Here is a 16,676-nt window from a genome sequence, read left to right as displayed (position 1 = left end):
ATTTTTTCGTTATTTATTGTACGGCAGCCGCTTTCTGGCGAGGTTGTCTCTTGGTTTTTGCCCTTGGATGTGGCGTCACATTTTGGATTTCACCTGGCTTAGAAATGAAACGGACAAAGGTTTCATGGCTAACGAACGTTGCTCCACAATTGATATTCTGACATTGGTTATAGCGCTCCTTTGTTTGGCTTGAATGCTCAAAGCTGCTACGAGTGTGCGCTGATTGACCACACAGAGGACACTTAATCATATTGTTCACCTTTCTGAAATCGTTATCTTGAAATAACTGTCTTGAAATAACATCATCCCGTCTGGTGAACAATATACCAAAGATCTCATATCGAGATCAAGCACTCATTTCAACTTCGTCGATTTTTATTTCGAGATCTAAGGATGTCGTAAAACCACTGTCATTGAGCGTGTGAGTGACTTTGACCAAAGTCCAGTCAGTTCCATCAATTTCTGGCTTAAAACCCTCTAACTGGATGGGCGTTTCAGGATAAATATCAGCACGCCCCAACGCTAATGTGATAGAGAACTGCGCAGCTCCTCGTTGCATTTTTTTCCAAACAGCGATAGCGGCACGCTTTGCACTTTCTTCGTTAGAATAAATGCGCGAAAGCGTCAGAATATTCTCCTGGGTTCCCACCAAATAGCTTGCAGATTCTTGCTGTACTGTAGTTGTTTGATGGTGTTCAACCGTTGATTCACGCTGTTCTTCATAAGATAAGCTTGCTTCAATATCGAAATTTGCTTCTATCTCAATACTGCCGTGACCTTTATTTTTGTTTTTCTTTTTATTCCCCTTTTTAATATAAGTCGGCTTTTCACGACCTTTAGTGTTTGGGTTTTTCTTCGCTAAATTAACTTTGCCAGGTGCAGGTGGTTTAGGTTTAAGATCTTTACCCTGCTTAGTGGATTGGGGGTGCTTTTGCCTGGACGTTCCCCCCTCTTTTTTAGTGGCGTTTTTATCTTTTTGAGCCGGCCCCTTGCCTGATGATTGACTGTTACTGCTTTCATATTCAAAGTTAATTTCAACTTTTCCTTCTGTTGTTTCCTTTCGCCTCAATTTAACCGTCTGTTTAGTTGCTGTACGTGTATCCATCCATTGAGCAACTACCCCCGTATAGGCTTCACGATCGGACAGCGAAAATCTGTGACTATCCCCTGAGTTACGCGTAATCAGTACAGGCGGAATAGGCTTACCACTCACCGTTTTATTTTGCCCTTGCTGAACAAACAATAATTCACCATTTTTGACTGAAGCGATTGCACCTTCTTGTTTTGCCAGCCGAGTCAAAAAGCTGATGTCAGATTCATTTGTTTGATCGATATGCACAGAGATATTTTCCAACGCTGAACTTATCTTAAACGCCAATTTATTTCTGGCAGCGATGGTACTGACAATACTGCCTAGGGTGCATTTATGGTAAGACATTTCCTTTTTCGTATTCAGATCACCACGAAAATCCGCACTACGGGCACGAATGGTTAATCGATCTGGCGCACCGACATGTTCAATTTCATCAATAACAAATTTTCCTTTCGGCGTTAAGGGATGGCCATGCCACCCCAGTTCTAATGTAAGAATATCGCCACGACGAGGCAGCATCAGCATACCATCCGCATCATCCAACTCAATATCGAGCTGGTCGGATTCCAAACCACGATTATCCGTCAATGTTAATGACATCAGGCGTGATTGGATCTTCCCACTGATATCCTTGTTGTTGATTTCCAGACGAAAAGCTGGCTCACTGACTTTTCCAGTGACTAAATCAAATTGGGGAACCCAATCCGTGTCTGGTATCCACTTTTCAACATCGATCATGAGAACACCCCCTTGACTTTATCAACAACATCATCTTTGAATGCAGAAAGTTTCTTTGGCAAATTGGGTAAATCTTTCTTGATATCAGAAAGCTGCTCCTGCAAATCACCCAGCATTTCGAGCAAATTGTTGTCAACACGTCGCAAGGTCAGCGTGAAACTGATTTTTCTGGCCGCACCGCCTGACATAAATTCTGTTTTTGTCTCATCAATGCTTTCGATAACGAACATACCGTAAATGGCACCACTGCCATCAATAAAAGACCATGCCTTGCCACTGTCAGCCATCAATTTCAATGCGGTTAATGAAAGTGAGCCACCTGTCAGTTCAGGATAAAGTTCCCCTGATAGCGTGATCGTATCATTGTCTGAACCGACGAACTGCCAGGCAGGCCGCGCTCCCACGCGGCTGTTAAAGGCATGTCGCCAACTCTGTTTATATTGAAAAGTTTGATAGGGCGTTGTTTTCAGCATAAAAACAAACAAACCAAGTGCAGCCATCATGAGAAATCTTCTCCTCTGTCTGAAAGTGAGCTACGCATACGCGCTTGATGCATACGTTCCCTTTGTTCCAATTCCTGCCTGACCACACGGGCAATATCCTGCGCGGACTGTCCCTGAGCGCCATAGACATAGATGTTATATTGCGGTGCTGCGCCACTGTATTGCTGTGGCTGACTCCGCTCCCATTTCGCCTGCACTTCCTCATAAGCGTAAGCAGGTAAACTCTGCGCGTGTAATGGTGCATCCTGCGCCGCAATTGGCAGTGACATTGAGCTCACAGCAAGCCCCAAGGCAGCGAGTTTCGCAGTATTTTTCCGGCTGGTAACGTTAGCTGGGCCATTGATAATTTCAGGGCCATATTCCCCTACAAGGCCTAGTTTCCCGGCAGGAATAAATCCTCCTTTATCATGTTGAGTAATCTGTTTTGCCTGCTGAGATGTGTCGCTTTTGGTAATATCCTGTGATGTTTTTACGGTAACTTCCTGTTTATCATCACCAGACCACCACGATTTAAACCAATCAGTAATAGAAGCGAATTTACTTTTCAGGTTCTCCCATTTTTCTTGAATACCAATTAGCAAGCTATCGATCATTTCTGACCCAGCCGCTTTTAATTTTTCAGGAATAGCCTGAACATCGGCAACAATTTCATTCCATTTATCTGAAACTGATTTTTTAACGCTTTCCCAAATTTCTAACGTATTCTGTTTAACAGATTCCCAAACTTCACCTATTTTAGCTTTAACGGATTCCCATGCTTCTGCGGTGCTTTGTTTAATCGTGTCCCAATTTTGGTAAATAAGGCCGATTAATCCCCCATTCATGAAATAACTTTTAATACCTTCCCAAGCAGCACTGACCAGGTTTTTAATTCCCTGCCATGCATTGCTACAGACATTTTTGATGTTTTCCCACAAAGCAGCGAATTTGGGGCCTAATGTTTCCCAATTCTGCCAAATATAAATAGCAGCCATTGCGATAACACTAATAATGGCAAGAATAGGGTTCGCCATCATAGCTCGGCCAATAAACAGCATTGCTTTACCTAATACACTAAAAGCACTACTTAAAAAAGACAGACCTTTAACACCAACACTTGCCAGAATATTTATGCCATTACCTAAAAAGCCAAAAACTTTTTGACCAATATTTCCTAATGCTCCTAAGCCTTTTCGCTGTCTTCCAAAAGTATCTTTACCTCCTTTATTAGACAGTAAATCAGCACCATCATTAAGTGAGCCAAAAACCTTGTTTCCGGTTTTACCAAAAAAGTCCATGGCCGCTCTTAGCGCTTCCAAAGCCTCAGTTCCAAATTGTGCAAATGCCTTCAAGCCATCTCTTAAATTCTCCATAGCCTGAATCCCTACCTGCGCAAATCTATTCAGATTGGCTCTTAACTCTTCCAGTCCCTGAACCCCAATCTGAGTAAATATATCCAGACTGGATTTTAACTTGTCCAGTGCCTGAACACCCAACTGCGCAAAGAAATTTAGACTGGCTTTTAACTCTTCGAGAGCCTGCATACCTAATTTAGCAAATACATCCAGGGGAGATGTTAATTTATTCAGAGCCTGAACACCCAATTGCACAAACGCATCTAAGGTGGATTTTAATTTATCCAGCGCCTGCGTTCCCAGTTGAGCAAATATATCCAAAGGTGCCGTTAATTTATTCAGAGCCTGAATACCTAGTTGCACAAATGCATCCAAGGTGGATTTTAATTTATCCAACGCCTGAATCCCTAATTGAGCAAAGAAATTCAGGCTGGCTTTTAATTTGTCAAAAGCGTTAAGCCCTAATTGCACAAACGCATCCAGAGTGGATTTTAATTTATCCAGCGCCTGAATCCCTATTTGAGCAAAGAAACTCAAGCTGGCTTTTAATTTATCAAAAGCATTAAGCCCTAATTGCACAAATGTATCCAGCGTGGATTTTAATTTATCCAACGCCTGAATCCCTATTTGGGTAAATATATCCAAAGGTGCCGTTAATTTATTCAGGCCCTGAATACCCAATTGCACAAACGCATCCAGCGTGGATTTTAATTTATCCAACGCCTGAATCCCTAATTGGGCAAAGAAATTCAGGCTGGCTTTTAATTTATCAAAAGCGTTAAGCCCTAATTGCACAAATGTATCCAGCGTGGATTTTAATTTATCCAGTGCCTGAATCCCTATTTGGGCAAAGAAACTCAGGCTGGCTTTTAATTTGTCAAAAGCGTTAAGCCCTAATTGCACAAACGCATCCAGCGTGGATTTTAATTTATCCAGCGCCTGAATCCCTATTTGGGCAAAGAAACTCAGACTGGATTTTAATGCCCCCAAAGCTTGAATACCCAACTGAGCAAATGCATTCAAGCTGGATTTTAATGTTTCTAAAGCCTGACGACCTAATTCAGCAAATGCACCAAAACTGACTTTTAGCTGAACAAAAATCTGGATCCCAAATTGAGCAAAAATGTTCAGGCTGGCTCTTAGTTCAACAAAAGCCCGAATTCCTAACTGGATAAAAAAGTTCAGTCCGGCCCTTAGCTCGACAAACGCCCGAACTCCCAATTGTGCAAAAAAGTTCAGGCTGGCTCTCAATTCGACAAACGCCCGAAGCCCCAACTGGATAAAGAAGTTCAGTCCGGCCCTTAGCTCGACAAAAGCCCGAACTCCCAACTGTGCAAAAAAGTTCAGGCTGGCTCTTAGTTCAACAAAAGCCCGAATTCCTAACTGGATAAAAAAGTTCAGTCCGGCCCTTAGCTCGACAAAAGCCCGAATTCCCAATTGTGCAAAAAAGTTCAGGCTGGCTCTCAATTCGACAAACGCCCGAACTCCCAACTGTGCAAAAAAGTTCAGGCTGGCTCTCAATTCGACAAACGCCCGAAGTCCCAATTGGATAAAGAAGTTCAGTCCGGCCCTTAGCTCGACAAAAGCCCGAACTCCCAATTGTGTAAAAAAGTTCAGGCTGGCTCTCAATTCGACAAACGCCCGAAGTCCCAATTGGATAAAGAAGTTCAGTCCGGCCCTTAGCTCGACAAAAGTCCGAACTCCCAACTGTGCAAAAAAGTTCAGGCTGGCTCTCAATTCAATAAAAGCCTGAATCCCCAGCAATGCAAATATATTTAATTTAACTCTTAAAGAATCAAATATTTTGATACCAACATTACCAAACACTTGTACATAATTAATTAATGTTTGGAATGTGACTTTTACAAAACCAGCAGTTATATTCAAAACCCCATTAATTTTATTTAGCATACTAAATAAAATTGTTATCTGAGGATTAATATTAATAACCAATTTATCTAACAATTTAAAATTGTTAGTCATATTACCCGTCACACCAAGATTGAACTCATTCTTTTTACTGGATGAGTTTTCCTGTCTGGCATTTTGGTTTATTTGAACAATATTAGCTGATTGGCTGGCGGCACTCACCTGCATGACTTGTGAGGAATTCTGCCGCGCAGAGAAAGATTGTTTAATAGTTTGATGATAAGCCTTAAGATCGGCGCGCATACGCGCAGTTTCCTGCGCATAACCTACAATGGGTTTTAATCCTTCAACAGTCTTATTGAGTTTTTTGAACTGGTTGTAAATTTTATCAACTGAACCTACCAGTTTTTTCTGATGCTGTTGAAAAGATTTAAAGGAACTGGTCAGCTTTCCAACGGTACTCAATACCTTGTTAAGCTGTGACTGTATATTACTCATTTTCTGCACCACTTCTTAAAATGGCCCGATGTCGCCAGTCCAATAATTCCGGCAGTGACATTGCATCTGTGTCTGCCGGAGTCCAGTGAAAAACGGTGGCAATATCTGCCACCAATTCATCAACGGTTAATCGTTCTGGGAATCGGACTTGACCGACTTCGGCAACAAAAAATTGACCACCTCCACACTGAGATTAATCAGATCACCAGGTGACATCATCATCAGGTCATTTTTGGTCAATGCAGGGGTGGTAACACGCGGCAGGACAAGCAGCATAGAATCCACATCCATTTCCAGCAGTGCCTGTAAACGTGCACCGCGCAACGCACCGCTGTTAGGTTTGCGTACCATCACTTCCGTGATTTCGCCATTGCCTCGCGCCAGTGGTGCTTCCAATTCAATGGTGCGCAGATCGTCATTTTGAGTATTCAGTGTTTCTGTCATGGTTCAACCTTGTTTATCCGATTAGAAACCTGTCTCAACAGGCACGGTTAATACACTGATGAGACAGGAAATAAGTTTTAAAAAAGTTAATTGCTAAAAGAAGCGATTAAAAAAGACCGATAGCGCGGCGATGCTGCTCCAGACGATCTTCCCCACCTACTTTTTCAACCATGTTGATGGTGTCGATTTCAATCAGTTCTTCACCATTCCATGTCAGTTTGAAATAAGTATTTTTGGCAGTGATTTTGGTCTGGGTGTTATCACCTTGTTTATAAGTGCCGTGATCGAATTCCTGAAAACGACCACGCATCACAACTTCTACTGCAACCACTTCACCGTTATCTTCACTCTCAAAAGAGCCAGCAAAGCGCAGCATGACACCATCAGCTTTCGCGATGCCCCACTGTTTGTACAGTTGAGCTTCAACGCCACCCAGAGTAAATTCAGCATCCAGTGCGCCTTCATCCAGACCTAAATCCACCATTGCGCTGCCATTCATGCCAGCACCGCGATAGGCTTCTAGCTTGCGGCTTAACTTAGGAAGAGTCAGTTCTTCCACGATCCCCTGATAGTTGTTGCCGTCATTGAACAAGTTCAGGTATTTAAGTTTGCGAGGTAATGCCATCAGTTAGCCCCTTATTTATTGATACTTTTCGCGAAATCCATCAGGTAACTATCTGTAATGCGCTGGCGTAACATCATGTTTTCCAGTGGCGGTACAGGGGTATAGTCATAATCGATGGTCAGTTTGCCAGCTTTCAGGGTGTCTTTATCGTTGATTTTGTCGTCATACCAGCAACGACCGTCAATGATGTAGCCACCGGCTTTCAGCTCGCGGAACTTGGCATTGATACCTTCGATAATGTCGCGTACCAGTGATGGCGTCAGCGGCTTGTCGATAGCCCACATATGCGCTTCAGCCATAGTGTCAGCCAGAACCTGAGCGGTACGGGTGTAGCTTTCGAACTGGAACAATGCGTCATCAGAACAGGTGCGTGAACCCCAGAAACGGAAACCGTTTTTGCGGATCAGCGTCGTGATGCCTGCTTTGTTCAGCAGATCAGCGTCAGTTCCAGTCGCTTGCAGATCCCAGAAGACATCAGCAGACAGACCCGTTACGCCGTTAACGCCCACATTGGACAGGGTTTTGTGCCAGCCGGTCTCTTCGTCGATTTTGGCGCGCAAGCCCAGTGCATAAGCAGTTGCGAAAGCAGTCGCTTCGCTGCTGGTGACGGTATCCCAGCTCAGGAAGTCAGGCCAAATCAGCATCAGCTCACGATGCTTGAAGTTTTCACGATATTTGATGACTTCTTCGATTTTTTTGCAGCCATAAGCACTCACATACGCCATTGCTTTCAGCTTCTCGGCAATAGAGGCCAGTTCAATAGCTACAGCTTTTGAATCCAGACCCGGAACACCCAGAATGCGGGGTTTAACACCGAGCTGGCTTTGCGCAGCGAGCAGTGCCTGCATACCCGTTTTCTTGCCTTCCGGCGTAACCCCACCGATGATGTTGCTACTGGTTTTTTCTTCAGTTTCGCCCTCAGCCACACGAACCACGACAGTGACAGGTTGTGCCTGTGCTGCGATTGCCTTCAGTGATGCGGCCAAAGTGCCTTTTTCACCAGCTTTACCAATAACGCTCATAACGTCAGTCAGTAATACCGGTGTATCTAATGGAAATGTTTTTTCGTCTGCGTCAGGTGCAGTACAGACCATACCCACGATAGCGGTGCTAACGGTAGTGATGGTACGAGTACCTTCTTTGATTTCCTGTACACGGACTCCGTGATGATAATCTTGTGCCATATTAGCGTTCTCTCCTGTTAAGGTGTGCTGATATATTGGCGGATTAGGCGGGGGAAATCATTCGATTGGCTGTGTGTGGAGAGTGGTACAAATGTAGTTTTATATTTTCTTTTATAATCAATAAATTGAGTTTATTTTAATTAATTCTAGTTGGGTTGGGGAAAATCAAATGGTTTGGTTGAAAAAAATCCTTACCTGGTTAAATAACAACCTTATATTGGTTATTTAACAACCCACCATTAGTTCAAAATTTATCCTTTCCGGTATTATTCAGTGTGATTCTGGCTTTTGGTTATTTTTTGACAGGCTAAAATGGCTCTTTTTTGTTATTGGTTTTCAGTTTTTGGAGTTTCGAGAGTGGGATCTTGACTGGATCGTGAGGATCTGTGGATTGTGAAAAACCTCGGTTTAACGGCAGGCTCGGCATTACCCGTTGGCGTACCGATTCCGTGGCCGTTAGCAACCCCGCCTGCTGGATGGATGCAATGTAACGGCGCTACGTTTACCGCAGCACAATATCCAGAGCTGGCGCGTGTATATCCATCACTAACATTGCCGGATTTGAGAGGTAAATTTCTGCGCGGCTGGAACGGCGATACCGGCGACGATGCCGGACGAGAACTATTATCGATTCAGATTGATGCGATTCAAAATATTGTCGGAACATTTGGGCGAACGCAGCTTTTTCAGGGTGTCAGCGCCTCGGGTCCATTCACACAATTGGGGCATGTTCTGTCATCTGGACTAACACCATCGACTGAAATTACAGGATATGGGGCCGTAAATTGGATATTTGATGCATCCCGTGCGGTGCGCACAGCAATGGAAACCCGCCCCATAAACATCGCATTTAACTACATTGTGAGGGCAGTATAATGACGGCAAAATTAGACAAAAATCATATCGCCACTGTCGCAGGTAATATTACTGTTTATAATTATCACAGCGAAACGCGAGAATATAGTTCTGCATCTGTGGAGTTTTTACTCGTCGGTCTGGGGATTCCGGCTCACTCGTGTATTGATGCGCCGGGTGACCACAAACAGGGTTATGCCATTTGCCGAACGGCAGATTTGTCCGCGTGGGAGTACGTCGCAGATCATCGTGGTAAAACCGTTTACAGTATTGAAACAGGTGCCGCACAGGTGATTACAGCACTCGGTGATTATCCGTCGAAAACAACACCAGAGGCACCCGCAACACCGTTTGATAAATGGAATGGCAAACAGTGGGTAACAGATATTCAGGCACAACGCCAGCATGAACAGCAACAGGCGGAATCCCGGAAACGGCAATTGTTGGATACCGCCAGAGCCAAAATTGATATTTATCAGGACGCCGTTGACCTCGATATGGCAACCGACGCCGAAAAATCCGCACTCACCGAATGGCGCAAATATCGGGTACTGCTCAATCGGGTGGATTGCGCTACCGCGCCCGATATCTCATGGCCAGAACAGCCGAAATAAATACAGGGGCTGTGTGCCCCTAAACACTATTTTGATTCAGCTAATTTCCGTTGCTGTTGATTCCAAATAGAATTTTCCGGCATTTGTACACGAACGGAAATAAATCTACCACTGGGAATATCAATTGGGTCGCCGTCGGCATAGCCCTCACGTACATTTCTGGCGAATGCGGGGGCATCTGCATGTTCACGGTGATAGGTCATTAATTTGATAGAACCATCCGGCAACACCTTATAGTTTACCCAAATTAGCGGCAATTTATTTTTGCACAGCGGTATATCAACCCCACCATCAACACCGCCCCATGCCGCATCGGCATTGAATCCCAGCACGTTTTTGATGAGGTAAACGCCCTCGGACAAACGCTCCACGATAGCACCTTCAGACTCGTTATTGGTTTCAAATTTACCCTCACGCCAAATTTTGATAATGGGCGAGGCTAATTTCAGGTAACCATCCCCGGTTATCCAGCAATTAGCGCCTAAAACGATGGCGGTTCCTTTGCCTTCCGGAAAGCGCACATCATGCCATTGGGAATTATTCCAAGTGTACGCTATGTGGGGACCGCCTTTTGTTGATTTCAATGCAATAGCTGCATTTCCCGACTGACAGTACACTTCGTTCGTCACAGTTAGACGATTATCTACTATTAACTCGCTCTGAATACGTTGTTGATTACCGTTAATCAGATCAGTTCGAATTACCTGGTCCATGAAATTTAGGTTGCTCACAAACACCGATTTATCGGTAATGTCCGCACCGTTAGCGTATTTGTTTAACGCGTTATATGCCCTATTAACAGTATCTTTTAACCCTATGTTATCAATAAATTTTGTTTTATCCTCAATATCTGCCCCATTCGCTTTTTTGGATAAAGCATTTTCCGCCAGTCGCTGGGTTTCTGCCAAACCGAGGTTTTATGAAATCCCACAATAGGCCGATTCGTGCATTAAAAACGGGTAACTGACTGTTGAACGCGTTGAAATTCAACAAATTATTAGTTCAATAAATGTGCAAAATGTGAGTTTGGAGGGATATGGAGGTGAATGGGGAAAATTTGGTCGGTTATTGGGTGGGATTTGGGGCAGGGGGTGAATAGCGATCATGATGGTTGAGGTCGGATTGCATAGGCTGGATGCTGCCAAATTAGGTGAGACGCATTTGGGACTCGAAAGTTTTTATAGGCATTCTATGTTTTTCTAACTTTTGCGAAATGGGACGTTGTGAGCGGCGGTTTTCGCTGTATCTAGTTGATTTAGATGATAGTTCTACGTTCTTTTAATCAATTGGTCGCAGGTTCGAATCCTGCACGACCCACCATTTAGGTATCAAGATATGAAGTGGGCGATTAGCTCAGTTGGTAGAGCATCTCCCTTACAAGGAGGGGGTCATCAGTTCGAATCTGGTATCGCCCACCACTTCATACCAGCATTATTTCTTATCAGCTATTTGCTTACCTTAAAATCATATCCCCTTGATATTTTTCTCTAACATACAGAATATTGCCGTTATTTTACCTTTAGCCCATAACTTTTGAATTTCTCCAGCACTTGCTGCATTTCTGCCGGAGAAAGTATTGGAACGGTTTCCATAATTGGCAGCACTTTTAAATAAAGTTGTGCCAATATCTCAATTTCATTGGCCAACCATAGCGCTTTTTCCAGATTAACTTCCATTGCAATCATGCCATGATGCTGCATCAATAATGCCTTACTGTATGCGATCCCCTTTTTTACATTATCAGCTAATTCAGTCGTGCCAAAAGTGGCATAGGGAATACAAGGAACATGATCAGTGCCAGTCACGGCAACCATATAGTGGATAGCGGGGATAGCATGATTGAGAATAGAGACTGCGGTAGCATTAACAGCATGGTTATGTACAACGGCGTTGAGATTGGCACGTGCTTGATAGCAAGAGAGATGAAAATGCCATTCGCTTGAAGGCACCTTATCGGCTTCAAATTCCCCCTGATTACTGATAAATACGATTTGATCAGCCGTTAGCTTTTCATAAGCTATGCCACTGGGGGTAATCAGAAAACCATCTTGATAACGGGCACTGATATTGCCTGATGTCCCTTGGTTTAATCCAAGCGCGTTCATTTTAAGACAAGTTTCAATAATCTCTTGGGCAATTTGCTCTTTATTCATCATTTTTACCTTGTATGATAATGACGGTTACCCACACAGATCAGGGAAAAGCGCCCGTAATCCTTCCGCACTAGCATCACAAATCCCACGTTCAGTAATCAATCCGGTGATAAGTTCAGCAGGTGTAACATCAAAAGCATAGTTTTCGCAAGAGGTTCCATGTGGCGCTGTGTTGACCCAGCTTCGTACACCTTCAGGTGTGATGCCATATACGTGGGATTGTTCTTCACCTGAACGTTGCTCAATGGGAATTTCTTTGACACCATCCCAGACTGTAAAATCCAGTGTAGGAGATGGCAGGGCCACGTAAAAAGGCACCTGATTGGCTTTGGCCGCTAATGCTTTGAGGTAAGTACCAATTTTGTTGCACACATCGCCCCTGGCTGTTGTCCGGTCTGTGCCAACAATACAGAGATCCACTTTGCCATGTTGCATCAAGTGCCCGCCGGCGTTATCAGCAACTAAAGTATGTGGTACACCATGTGAACCCAATTCGAAAGCAGTTAACCCTCCTTGATTACGTGGGCGGGTTTCATCAACCCAGACATGAACCTTAATTCCGGCATCATGTGCCATATAAATGGGCGCCAGAGCAGTTCCCCAATCTACCGTCGCAAGCCAGCCGGCATTGCAGTGAGTCAAAATATTGACTGTTTCGCCTGTTGGTTTGGTTTCGGCAATATTCTGGATTATTTTTAGTCCGTGCTCACCAATTTTGCGACAGAGTTCCACATCTTCATCTGCAATTTCATTGGCAATACGATAAGCCGCTGCTTCACGATGTGCATGTTCGAGATTTTCTAGCGTGCGATAAGTTCGATCCAACGCCCACTTTAAATTGATCGCAGTAGGACGGGTTTTCACTAAAACATTGTAAGCCTGTTGCAGATTTTCATCGCTACTTTCTTGATGCATTGCCAAAGCCATACCATATGCAGCGACGGCACCAATCAAAGGCGCTCCCCGTACCACATGTCTTTGATGGCTGTTGCGGCATCTTGCATCGTGCGTAGTTGAATAATCTGCATTTCAAAAGGGAGTTTGGTCTGGTCGAAAATTTCGACGGTATAACGATCGTCAGCAAGCCAAACAGAACGATAATGAATGCCATTAATTTTCATATCAACCTCTTAACACTGTGCGATATAACGCCTGATTAGCGAAAAAGTGGGATAATTTTCTCGATTGACAACCAATTCTCGTGCCAGTTTTAGTGCTCGTTTTTCACAGACAGCGCGCTGGTTTTGATCTTCAATTTGTTTAAAATCGGCAACACCAGCAAACCCAACAATACGCCGATTAATTTCTAAGCCAGCATAGGCGAGCGTGTCTTTAAATAGGGTTGATAGAAATTCATCTTGCACTGTTTTTAAGAAGGAAGCACCGAATGTACCCTGTTGATAAAGCACGACCGGATAGGCATCCCCAATATCTTTTTCATGCCATAATTGGCGAAAATGGCGTTCAAACACTGACCAGGTCGCTTCTATTTGCCCTAAAAGCCATGTTTGGTAATCAATGCATTGCGCATTATTTTCCCGCAGGGCGGGTTGGGCGAAATAAGCCATCAATAAATTACCGATGTAGTTACCGATGTCAAATGCCATTGGTCCCATAAAACTAAATTCTGGATCAATAACTTTGGTGGAATTTGGTGTCACCATGATTGAACCGGAATGGAGATCACCATGCAGCAACGCTTGTGCTTGCGTCATGAATTGATACTTATACTGCATAGCGGCTTGAATAAGTGCGCGATCTTGCCAAATGGCATAGATCTCGTCGTCAAGTTGAGGTGCAGTCCAGTTATTTCTTTCTGCGTTAAAATAAGGCTCAGTAAAAATCAGATCTTCAGTGATCTTACAAAGTTCATGATTCTTAGCGAAGCGAGCAGTAAGATCTTTTTTATCTTTAGCAGCCATGCCGATATCGGAAGTATGGAACAGCGTATTCGCAAGGAAAATGCCAATATCTTCGGCGAGTTGGGGTAACTTTTCTCCGGCAATAAGGCGATTGCGTAGGATGATATGCTGAGGTAAATACTCCATGACAAAGAGAGACATTTTCTCATCATAAAAATAGACATCAGGAACATATTCTTTGGCGACTTTTTTTTCTTCAATCAAGGCATGATATTCAAAATGCGCACGAACAAGGGAAAGCGGCCATGATTCACCCGCAGCCCGTACGTAAGGCAGAGCCTGTTTGACGACAATTGTTTTTTCTTTTCCAGAGACGATAAAAACTAAATTAAGATTTCCATCACCCACTTCTTGAATTTGCCAGGTTTCAGGAGAACCGCCTGGTGAAATGGTTGTTGGCAAATTTTTAGCGAGATAATGTGATAAAGATTCGCAAGTTTGTGGAATATACCCTGTAGGAAGATAAGCAGACATTATTTTTCATCCTGATAATTTCATGAAGGAAAGTTCATATACCAATCTAATTTCAAGATGCGTGTGATTTCTCCCCGCGAAGCGGGGAAAAATCAGGTTTCATATCGTGTTGTAAATTGCAACTTGAAGTTTAATGCGTATAAACTGCACAGCGATAACTCATTCTGCTGTAATGAAATTTACATTTGTTAACTATAGATAGGCAAAAGTAAGGTGTCTGTGATGGGACTAACGAATTCCTCTTGAATGAAATATTCTGTTTTTTATTCGACCAATATCAAACGAGTATCAATTATATTTAAGGTTTTGGCAGAGGGGGAAGACCATAAGCAGCTCTGGCACGATCACAACTTTCATTATAATCTTCCGTTTCCCAGGCTTGGGGAAATTCTCTGCAAGGAGAGGGCCTTTTATCATAGATAGAACAGGAAACCGATTTACCAATTTCACCACATAAATTGGTACATCGAGGGTGGGGTTCATTGGTGCCTTTCATACAGCGCATAAAATCATTTAATTTTTCAGTCATAGAGACGGGAACTGTGCCGCCACCATCCTCAGCTTCTGCCCAATAAAATGAAACACGAAAATATGCACAGCAAGCACCGCAACTAATACAGGGATTGTCTTGTAACTTAGATTGAGAAATTAATGTTTCACTCATACCAGATGTCACTATCTGATGTTTAAACCCATACTTAGGTAAAATAACCTTTCCTCAAAATGCCCGTTTTCCAATGAAAATCAAGCCTTCTTAAAAAGAAATTATGTTACCAAATTAGATCTATTTTCAAGATAAATTTATATACCAATCGCCTTTCAAGATGCGTCTTATATCTCCCCGCTACGCGGGGAGATATAAACAATCACATTGATTTTCAAGCTGCAACTTGAAGTTAGATTGGTATATATTTTTGATGTAATTGAAATTATTTAATAACTTATTATTTTAGAAAAGAAAATATCACTGGATAAACCTTATCTAAATCAATATTGTTGACATTTTCAGGATCATATAATGTGATGAATGTATCTTTTTTAGCCATTGGCGCCCAGTTTTCAGGTCTTGTTACACCATAAAAGGCAACAATCTTTTTCTGTAATGCGGCAGCTAAATGACAAATACCCCCATCACCGACAATAATGAGTGTCATGCTGCTCAATAAAGCTAAAAAAGAACCCAAAGAATCGGATACTACAACTTCACTATTTTTCCCTATCCGTGATTTTAAATCCTCAGCTAAAGGGATGTCATGTTTATATGAAGAAATAAAAAATTTTGTATCTGGATGATTTTCTAGAATTTTATTTGCTATTAAAGTGAGTCGTTCATTATTAATAAGACTGTATTTTCTATTGTTAGAGACAGAAAATAAAATCATGGGAGTCTGCTGTTCAATCGATTGAAAGGTATTTTTAAATTTGATACGAGGAAAAAGCGCCGGTGATAATTTACTCTCATTAGGTGAAAATGTACGTAATACTTTTAATGCCTGATGATAGCCATCGACTTGTTCTTGGCTAATTGGATAGTTAATTAACTTTGTATGCCAATGCCTATCTGCAACGACAGCGTAGCGTTTTTTAGCCCCTAATAGCCATAAGAATAAATTATTTAGTTTCATAGGGGTAGGTTTAGCTGATATCGCAATATCAAATTTTTTGCGACGAAATGCTAATGCAGTTTTAATAATAGATAAGTATTTATTTCCTCTAGGAAGGGTGTAGATCTTGATTTCAGGGCACAAATAATAAGCGAGTTCAGTATTGCCAAAATCTATAAATAAGCAGATCTCTGCGTTGGGGTAGGTTTTCTGTAAAAACTTTATTAATGGCTGAGTGCAAATAAGATCACCAAGTCCATTTCGGCGTAGTATGGCTATTTTCATAGGGTATTGTCAAAATTAAAAATTCTGTCGTTGAAAATTTATTTCATTATAACTAAATCCAGACTGTTCTTTAACACTACTGAGCAAATACCTTACATATAGTCAAGATTAAAGGCTATTTGATCCACAAAATCAATGCAGTGATTGATTTTGAATTTATTCGCGATGCCGTTGCCGTAAAAAATATTAAAGTTTGCGGGTTTTTTAATTCCTTTAATTACAGTTCCTGACTGCTTTTAAGTAGAAGAACGAATAAGCTGAATGACAGATCATGCTGTCGATTTGAATGAAAATGAAATATTCTCGAAGTGGTTTTTCTCTAAAAATGAACTTTAATAAGGATCACATTTTCGATTGTTCCACTCTGCTGTAATTGTTTCTTGATATGGGCAGTTTGATCTTGATGCTGGGATTACCATTAGGCACTGATTGTTTTCGGTGCCGACGTCATTGTGGTTGATGAATAAGAAATATCTATTTT

General features: G+C 42.4%; 17 protein-coding genes and 1 tRNA gene. 3 read left to right on the top strand and 15 right to left on the bottom strand.

Annotated elements, in window-relative coordinates; translation table 11 throughout:
- Window positions 1–13 precede the first annotated feature (13 nt).
- The 8 genes from WDV75_RS14360 to WDV75_RS14325 all read right to left on the bottom strand — a co-directional run bounded on the left by WDV75_RS14360 (window position 14) and on the right by WDV75_RS14325 (window position 8,288).
- Entirely contained in the window at window positions 14–250 is a 237-nt protein-coding gene (locus WDV75_RS14360; protein ID WP_273571745.1) for an ogr/Delta-like zinc finger family protein, read from the bottom strand.
- 96 nt (window positions 251–346) lie between these two features.
- Window positions 347–1,831 (bottom strand): phage late control D family protein, encoded by a 1,485-nt coding sequence (locus tag WDV75_RS14355; RefSeq protein ID WP_338804732.1) that lies wholly within the window; start codon window positions 1,829–1,831, stop codon window positions 347–349.
- On the bottom strand, window positions 1,828–2,334 hold the full coding sequence (locus WDV75_RS14350) for a phage tail protein (protein ID WP_189760081.1): 507 nt from the start codon (window positions 2,332–2,334) through the stop codon (window positions 1,828–1,830). The genes WDV75_RS14355 and WDV75_RS14350 overlap by 4 nt, the downstream gene beginning before the upstream one ends.
- Window positions 2,331–6,035, bottom strand: coding sequence for a phage tail protein (locus WDV75_RS14345; protein WP_338860029.1), 3,705 nt, complete (start codon window positions 6,033–6,035; stop codon window positions 2,331–2,333). Before WDV75_RS14345 ends, WDV75_RS14350 begins: the two co-directional genes overlap by 4 nt.
- Window positions 6,028–6,147, bottom strand: coding sequence for a GpE family phage tail protein (locus WDV75_RS14340; protein ID WP_208605066.1), 120 nt, complete (start codon window positions 6,145–6,147; stop codon window positions 6,028–6,030). The genes WDV75_RS14345 and WDV75_RS14340 overlap by 8 nt, the downstream gene beginning before the upstream one ends.
- Window positions 6,148–6,161: 14 nt before the next feature.
- Window positions 6,162–6,479, bottom strand: coding sequence for a phage tail assembly protein (locus WDV75_RS14335; RefSeq protein WP_074020973.1), 318 nt, complete (start codon window positions 6,477–6,479; stop codon window positions 6,162–6,164).
- Window positions 6,480–6,585: 106 nt separating this feature from the next.
- Window positions 6,586–7,104 (bottom strand): phage major tail tube protein, encoded by a 519-nt coding sequence (locus WDV75_RS14330; RefSeq protein WP_074020972.1) that lies wholly within the window; start codon window positions 7,102–7,104, stop codon window positions 6,586–6,588.
- A gap of 11 nt (window positions 7,105–7,115) precedes the next feature.
- Window positions 7,116–8,288: a phage tail sheath protein gene (locus WDV75_RS14325; RefSeq protein WP_273572310.1), complete on the bottom strand. Its 1,173-nt coding sequence runs from the start codon at window positions 8,286–8,288 to the stop codon at window positions 7,116–7,118.
- Window positions 8,289–8,681: 393 nt separating this feature from the next.
- Between WDV75_RS14325 and WDV75_RS14320 the strand changes: the two genes are divergently transcribed.
- Window positions 8,682–9,164: a phage tail protein gene (locus tag WDV75_RS14320; RefSeq protein ID WP_338860028.1), complete on the top strand. Its 483-nt coding sequence runs from the start codon at window positions 8,682–8,684 to the stop codon at window positions 9,162–9,164.
- The gene (locus tag WDV75_RS14315; protein ID WP_273572380.1) at window positions 9,164–9,757 is read left to right on the top strand and encodes a tail fiber assembly protein; all 594 of its coding nucleotides are present in this window, start codon (window positions 9,164–9,166) and stop codon (window positions 9,755–9,757) included. The genes WDV75_RS14320 and WDV75_RS14315 overlap by 1 nt, the downstream gene beginning before the upstream one ends.
- Window positions 9,758–9,783: 26 nt before the next feature.
- Here the strand turns inward: WDV75_RS14315 and WDV75_RS14310 are convergent, their stop codons facing one another.
- On the bottom strand, window positions 9,784–10,470 hold the full coding sequence (locus WDV75_RS14310; RefSeq protein WP_338860027.1) for a hypothetical protein: 687 nt from the start codon (window positions 10,468–10,470) through the stop codon (window positions 9,784–9,786).
- Window positions 10,471–11,099: 629 nt separating this feature from the next.
- Between WDV75_RS14310 and WDV75_RS14305 the strand changes: the two genes are divergently transcribed.
- Window positions 11,100–11,175 (top strand) — tRNA-Val (locus WDV75_RS14305).
- Between the two features lie 90 nt (window positions 11,176–11,265).
- Here the strand turns inward: WDV75_RS14305 and WDV75_RS14300 are convergent.
- From WDV75_RS14300 to WDV75_RS14275, 6 genes are all read right to left on the bottom strand, one after another.
- Complete coding sequence (locus WDV75_RS14300) at window positions 11,266–11,910, bottom strand: L-fuculose-phosphate aldolase (RefSeq protein WP_273571911.1); 645 nt, start codon at window positions 11,908–11,910, stop codon at window positions 11,266–11,268.
- Between the two features lie 27 nt (window positions 11,911–11,937).
- Complete coding sequence (gene mtnA / locus WDV75_RS14295) at window positions 11,938–12,864, bottom strand: S-methyl-5-thioribose-1-phosphate isomerase (RefSeq protein WP_273571912.1); 927 nt, start codon at window positions 12,862–12,864, stop codon at window positions 11,938–11,940.
- Window positions 12,861–13,031: a hypothetical protein gene (locus tag WDV75_RS14290; RefSeq protein ID WP_273571913.1), complete on the bottom strand. Its 171-nt coding sequence runs from the start codon at window positions 13,029–13,031 to the stop codon at window positions 12,861–12,863. The genes mtnA and WDV75_RS14290 overlap by 4 nt, the downstream gene beginning before the upstream one ends.
- 9 nt (window positions 13,032–13,040) lie before the next feature.
- Window positions 13,041–14,306: an S-methyl-5-thioribose kinase gene (gene mtnK / locus WDV75_RS14285; RefSeq protein WP_273571914.1), complete on the bottom strand. Its 1,266-nt coding sequence runs from the start codon at window positions 14,304–14,306 to the stop codon at window positions 13,041–13,043.
- A gap of 298 nt (window positions 14,307–14,604) precedes the next feature.
- Complete coding sequence (locus WDV75_RS14280) at window positions 14,605–14,970, bottom strand: YkgJ family cysteine cluster protein (RefSeq protein WP_273571916.1); 366 nt, start codon at window positions 14,968–14,970, stop codon at window positions 14,605–14,607.
- A gap of 280 nt (window positions 14,971–15,250) precedes the next feature.
- Window positions 15,251–16,195, bottom strand: coding sequence for a glycosyltransferase family 9 protein (locus WDV75_RS14275; protein WP_273571918.1), 945 nt, complete (start codon window positions 16,193–16,195; stop codon window positions 15,251–15,253).
- Between the last annotated feature and the right edge of the window lie 481 nt (window positions 16,196–16,676).

Source organism: Xenorhabdus griffiniae (assembly GCF_037265215.1).
In the GTDB taxonomy this organism is placed as follows: Bacteria; Pseudomonadota; Gammaproteobacteria; order Enterobacterales; family Enterobacteriaceae; genus Xenorhabdus; species Xenorhabdus griffiniae.
The sequence above is the reverse complement of the archived record's forward strand: the minus strand, read 5'-3'. Positions and strand labels throughout refer to the sequence as shown.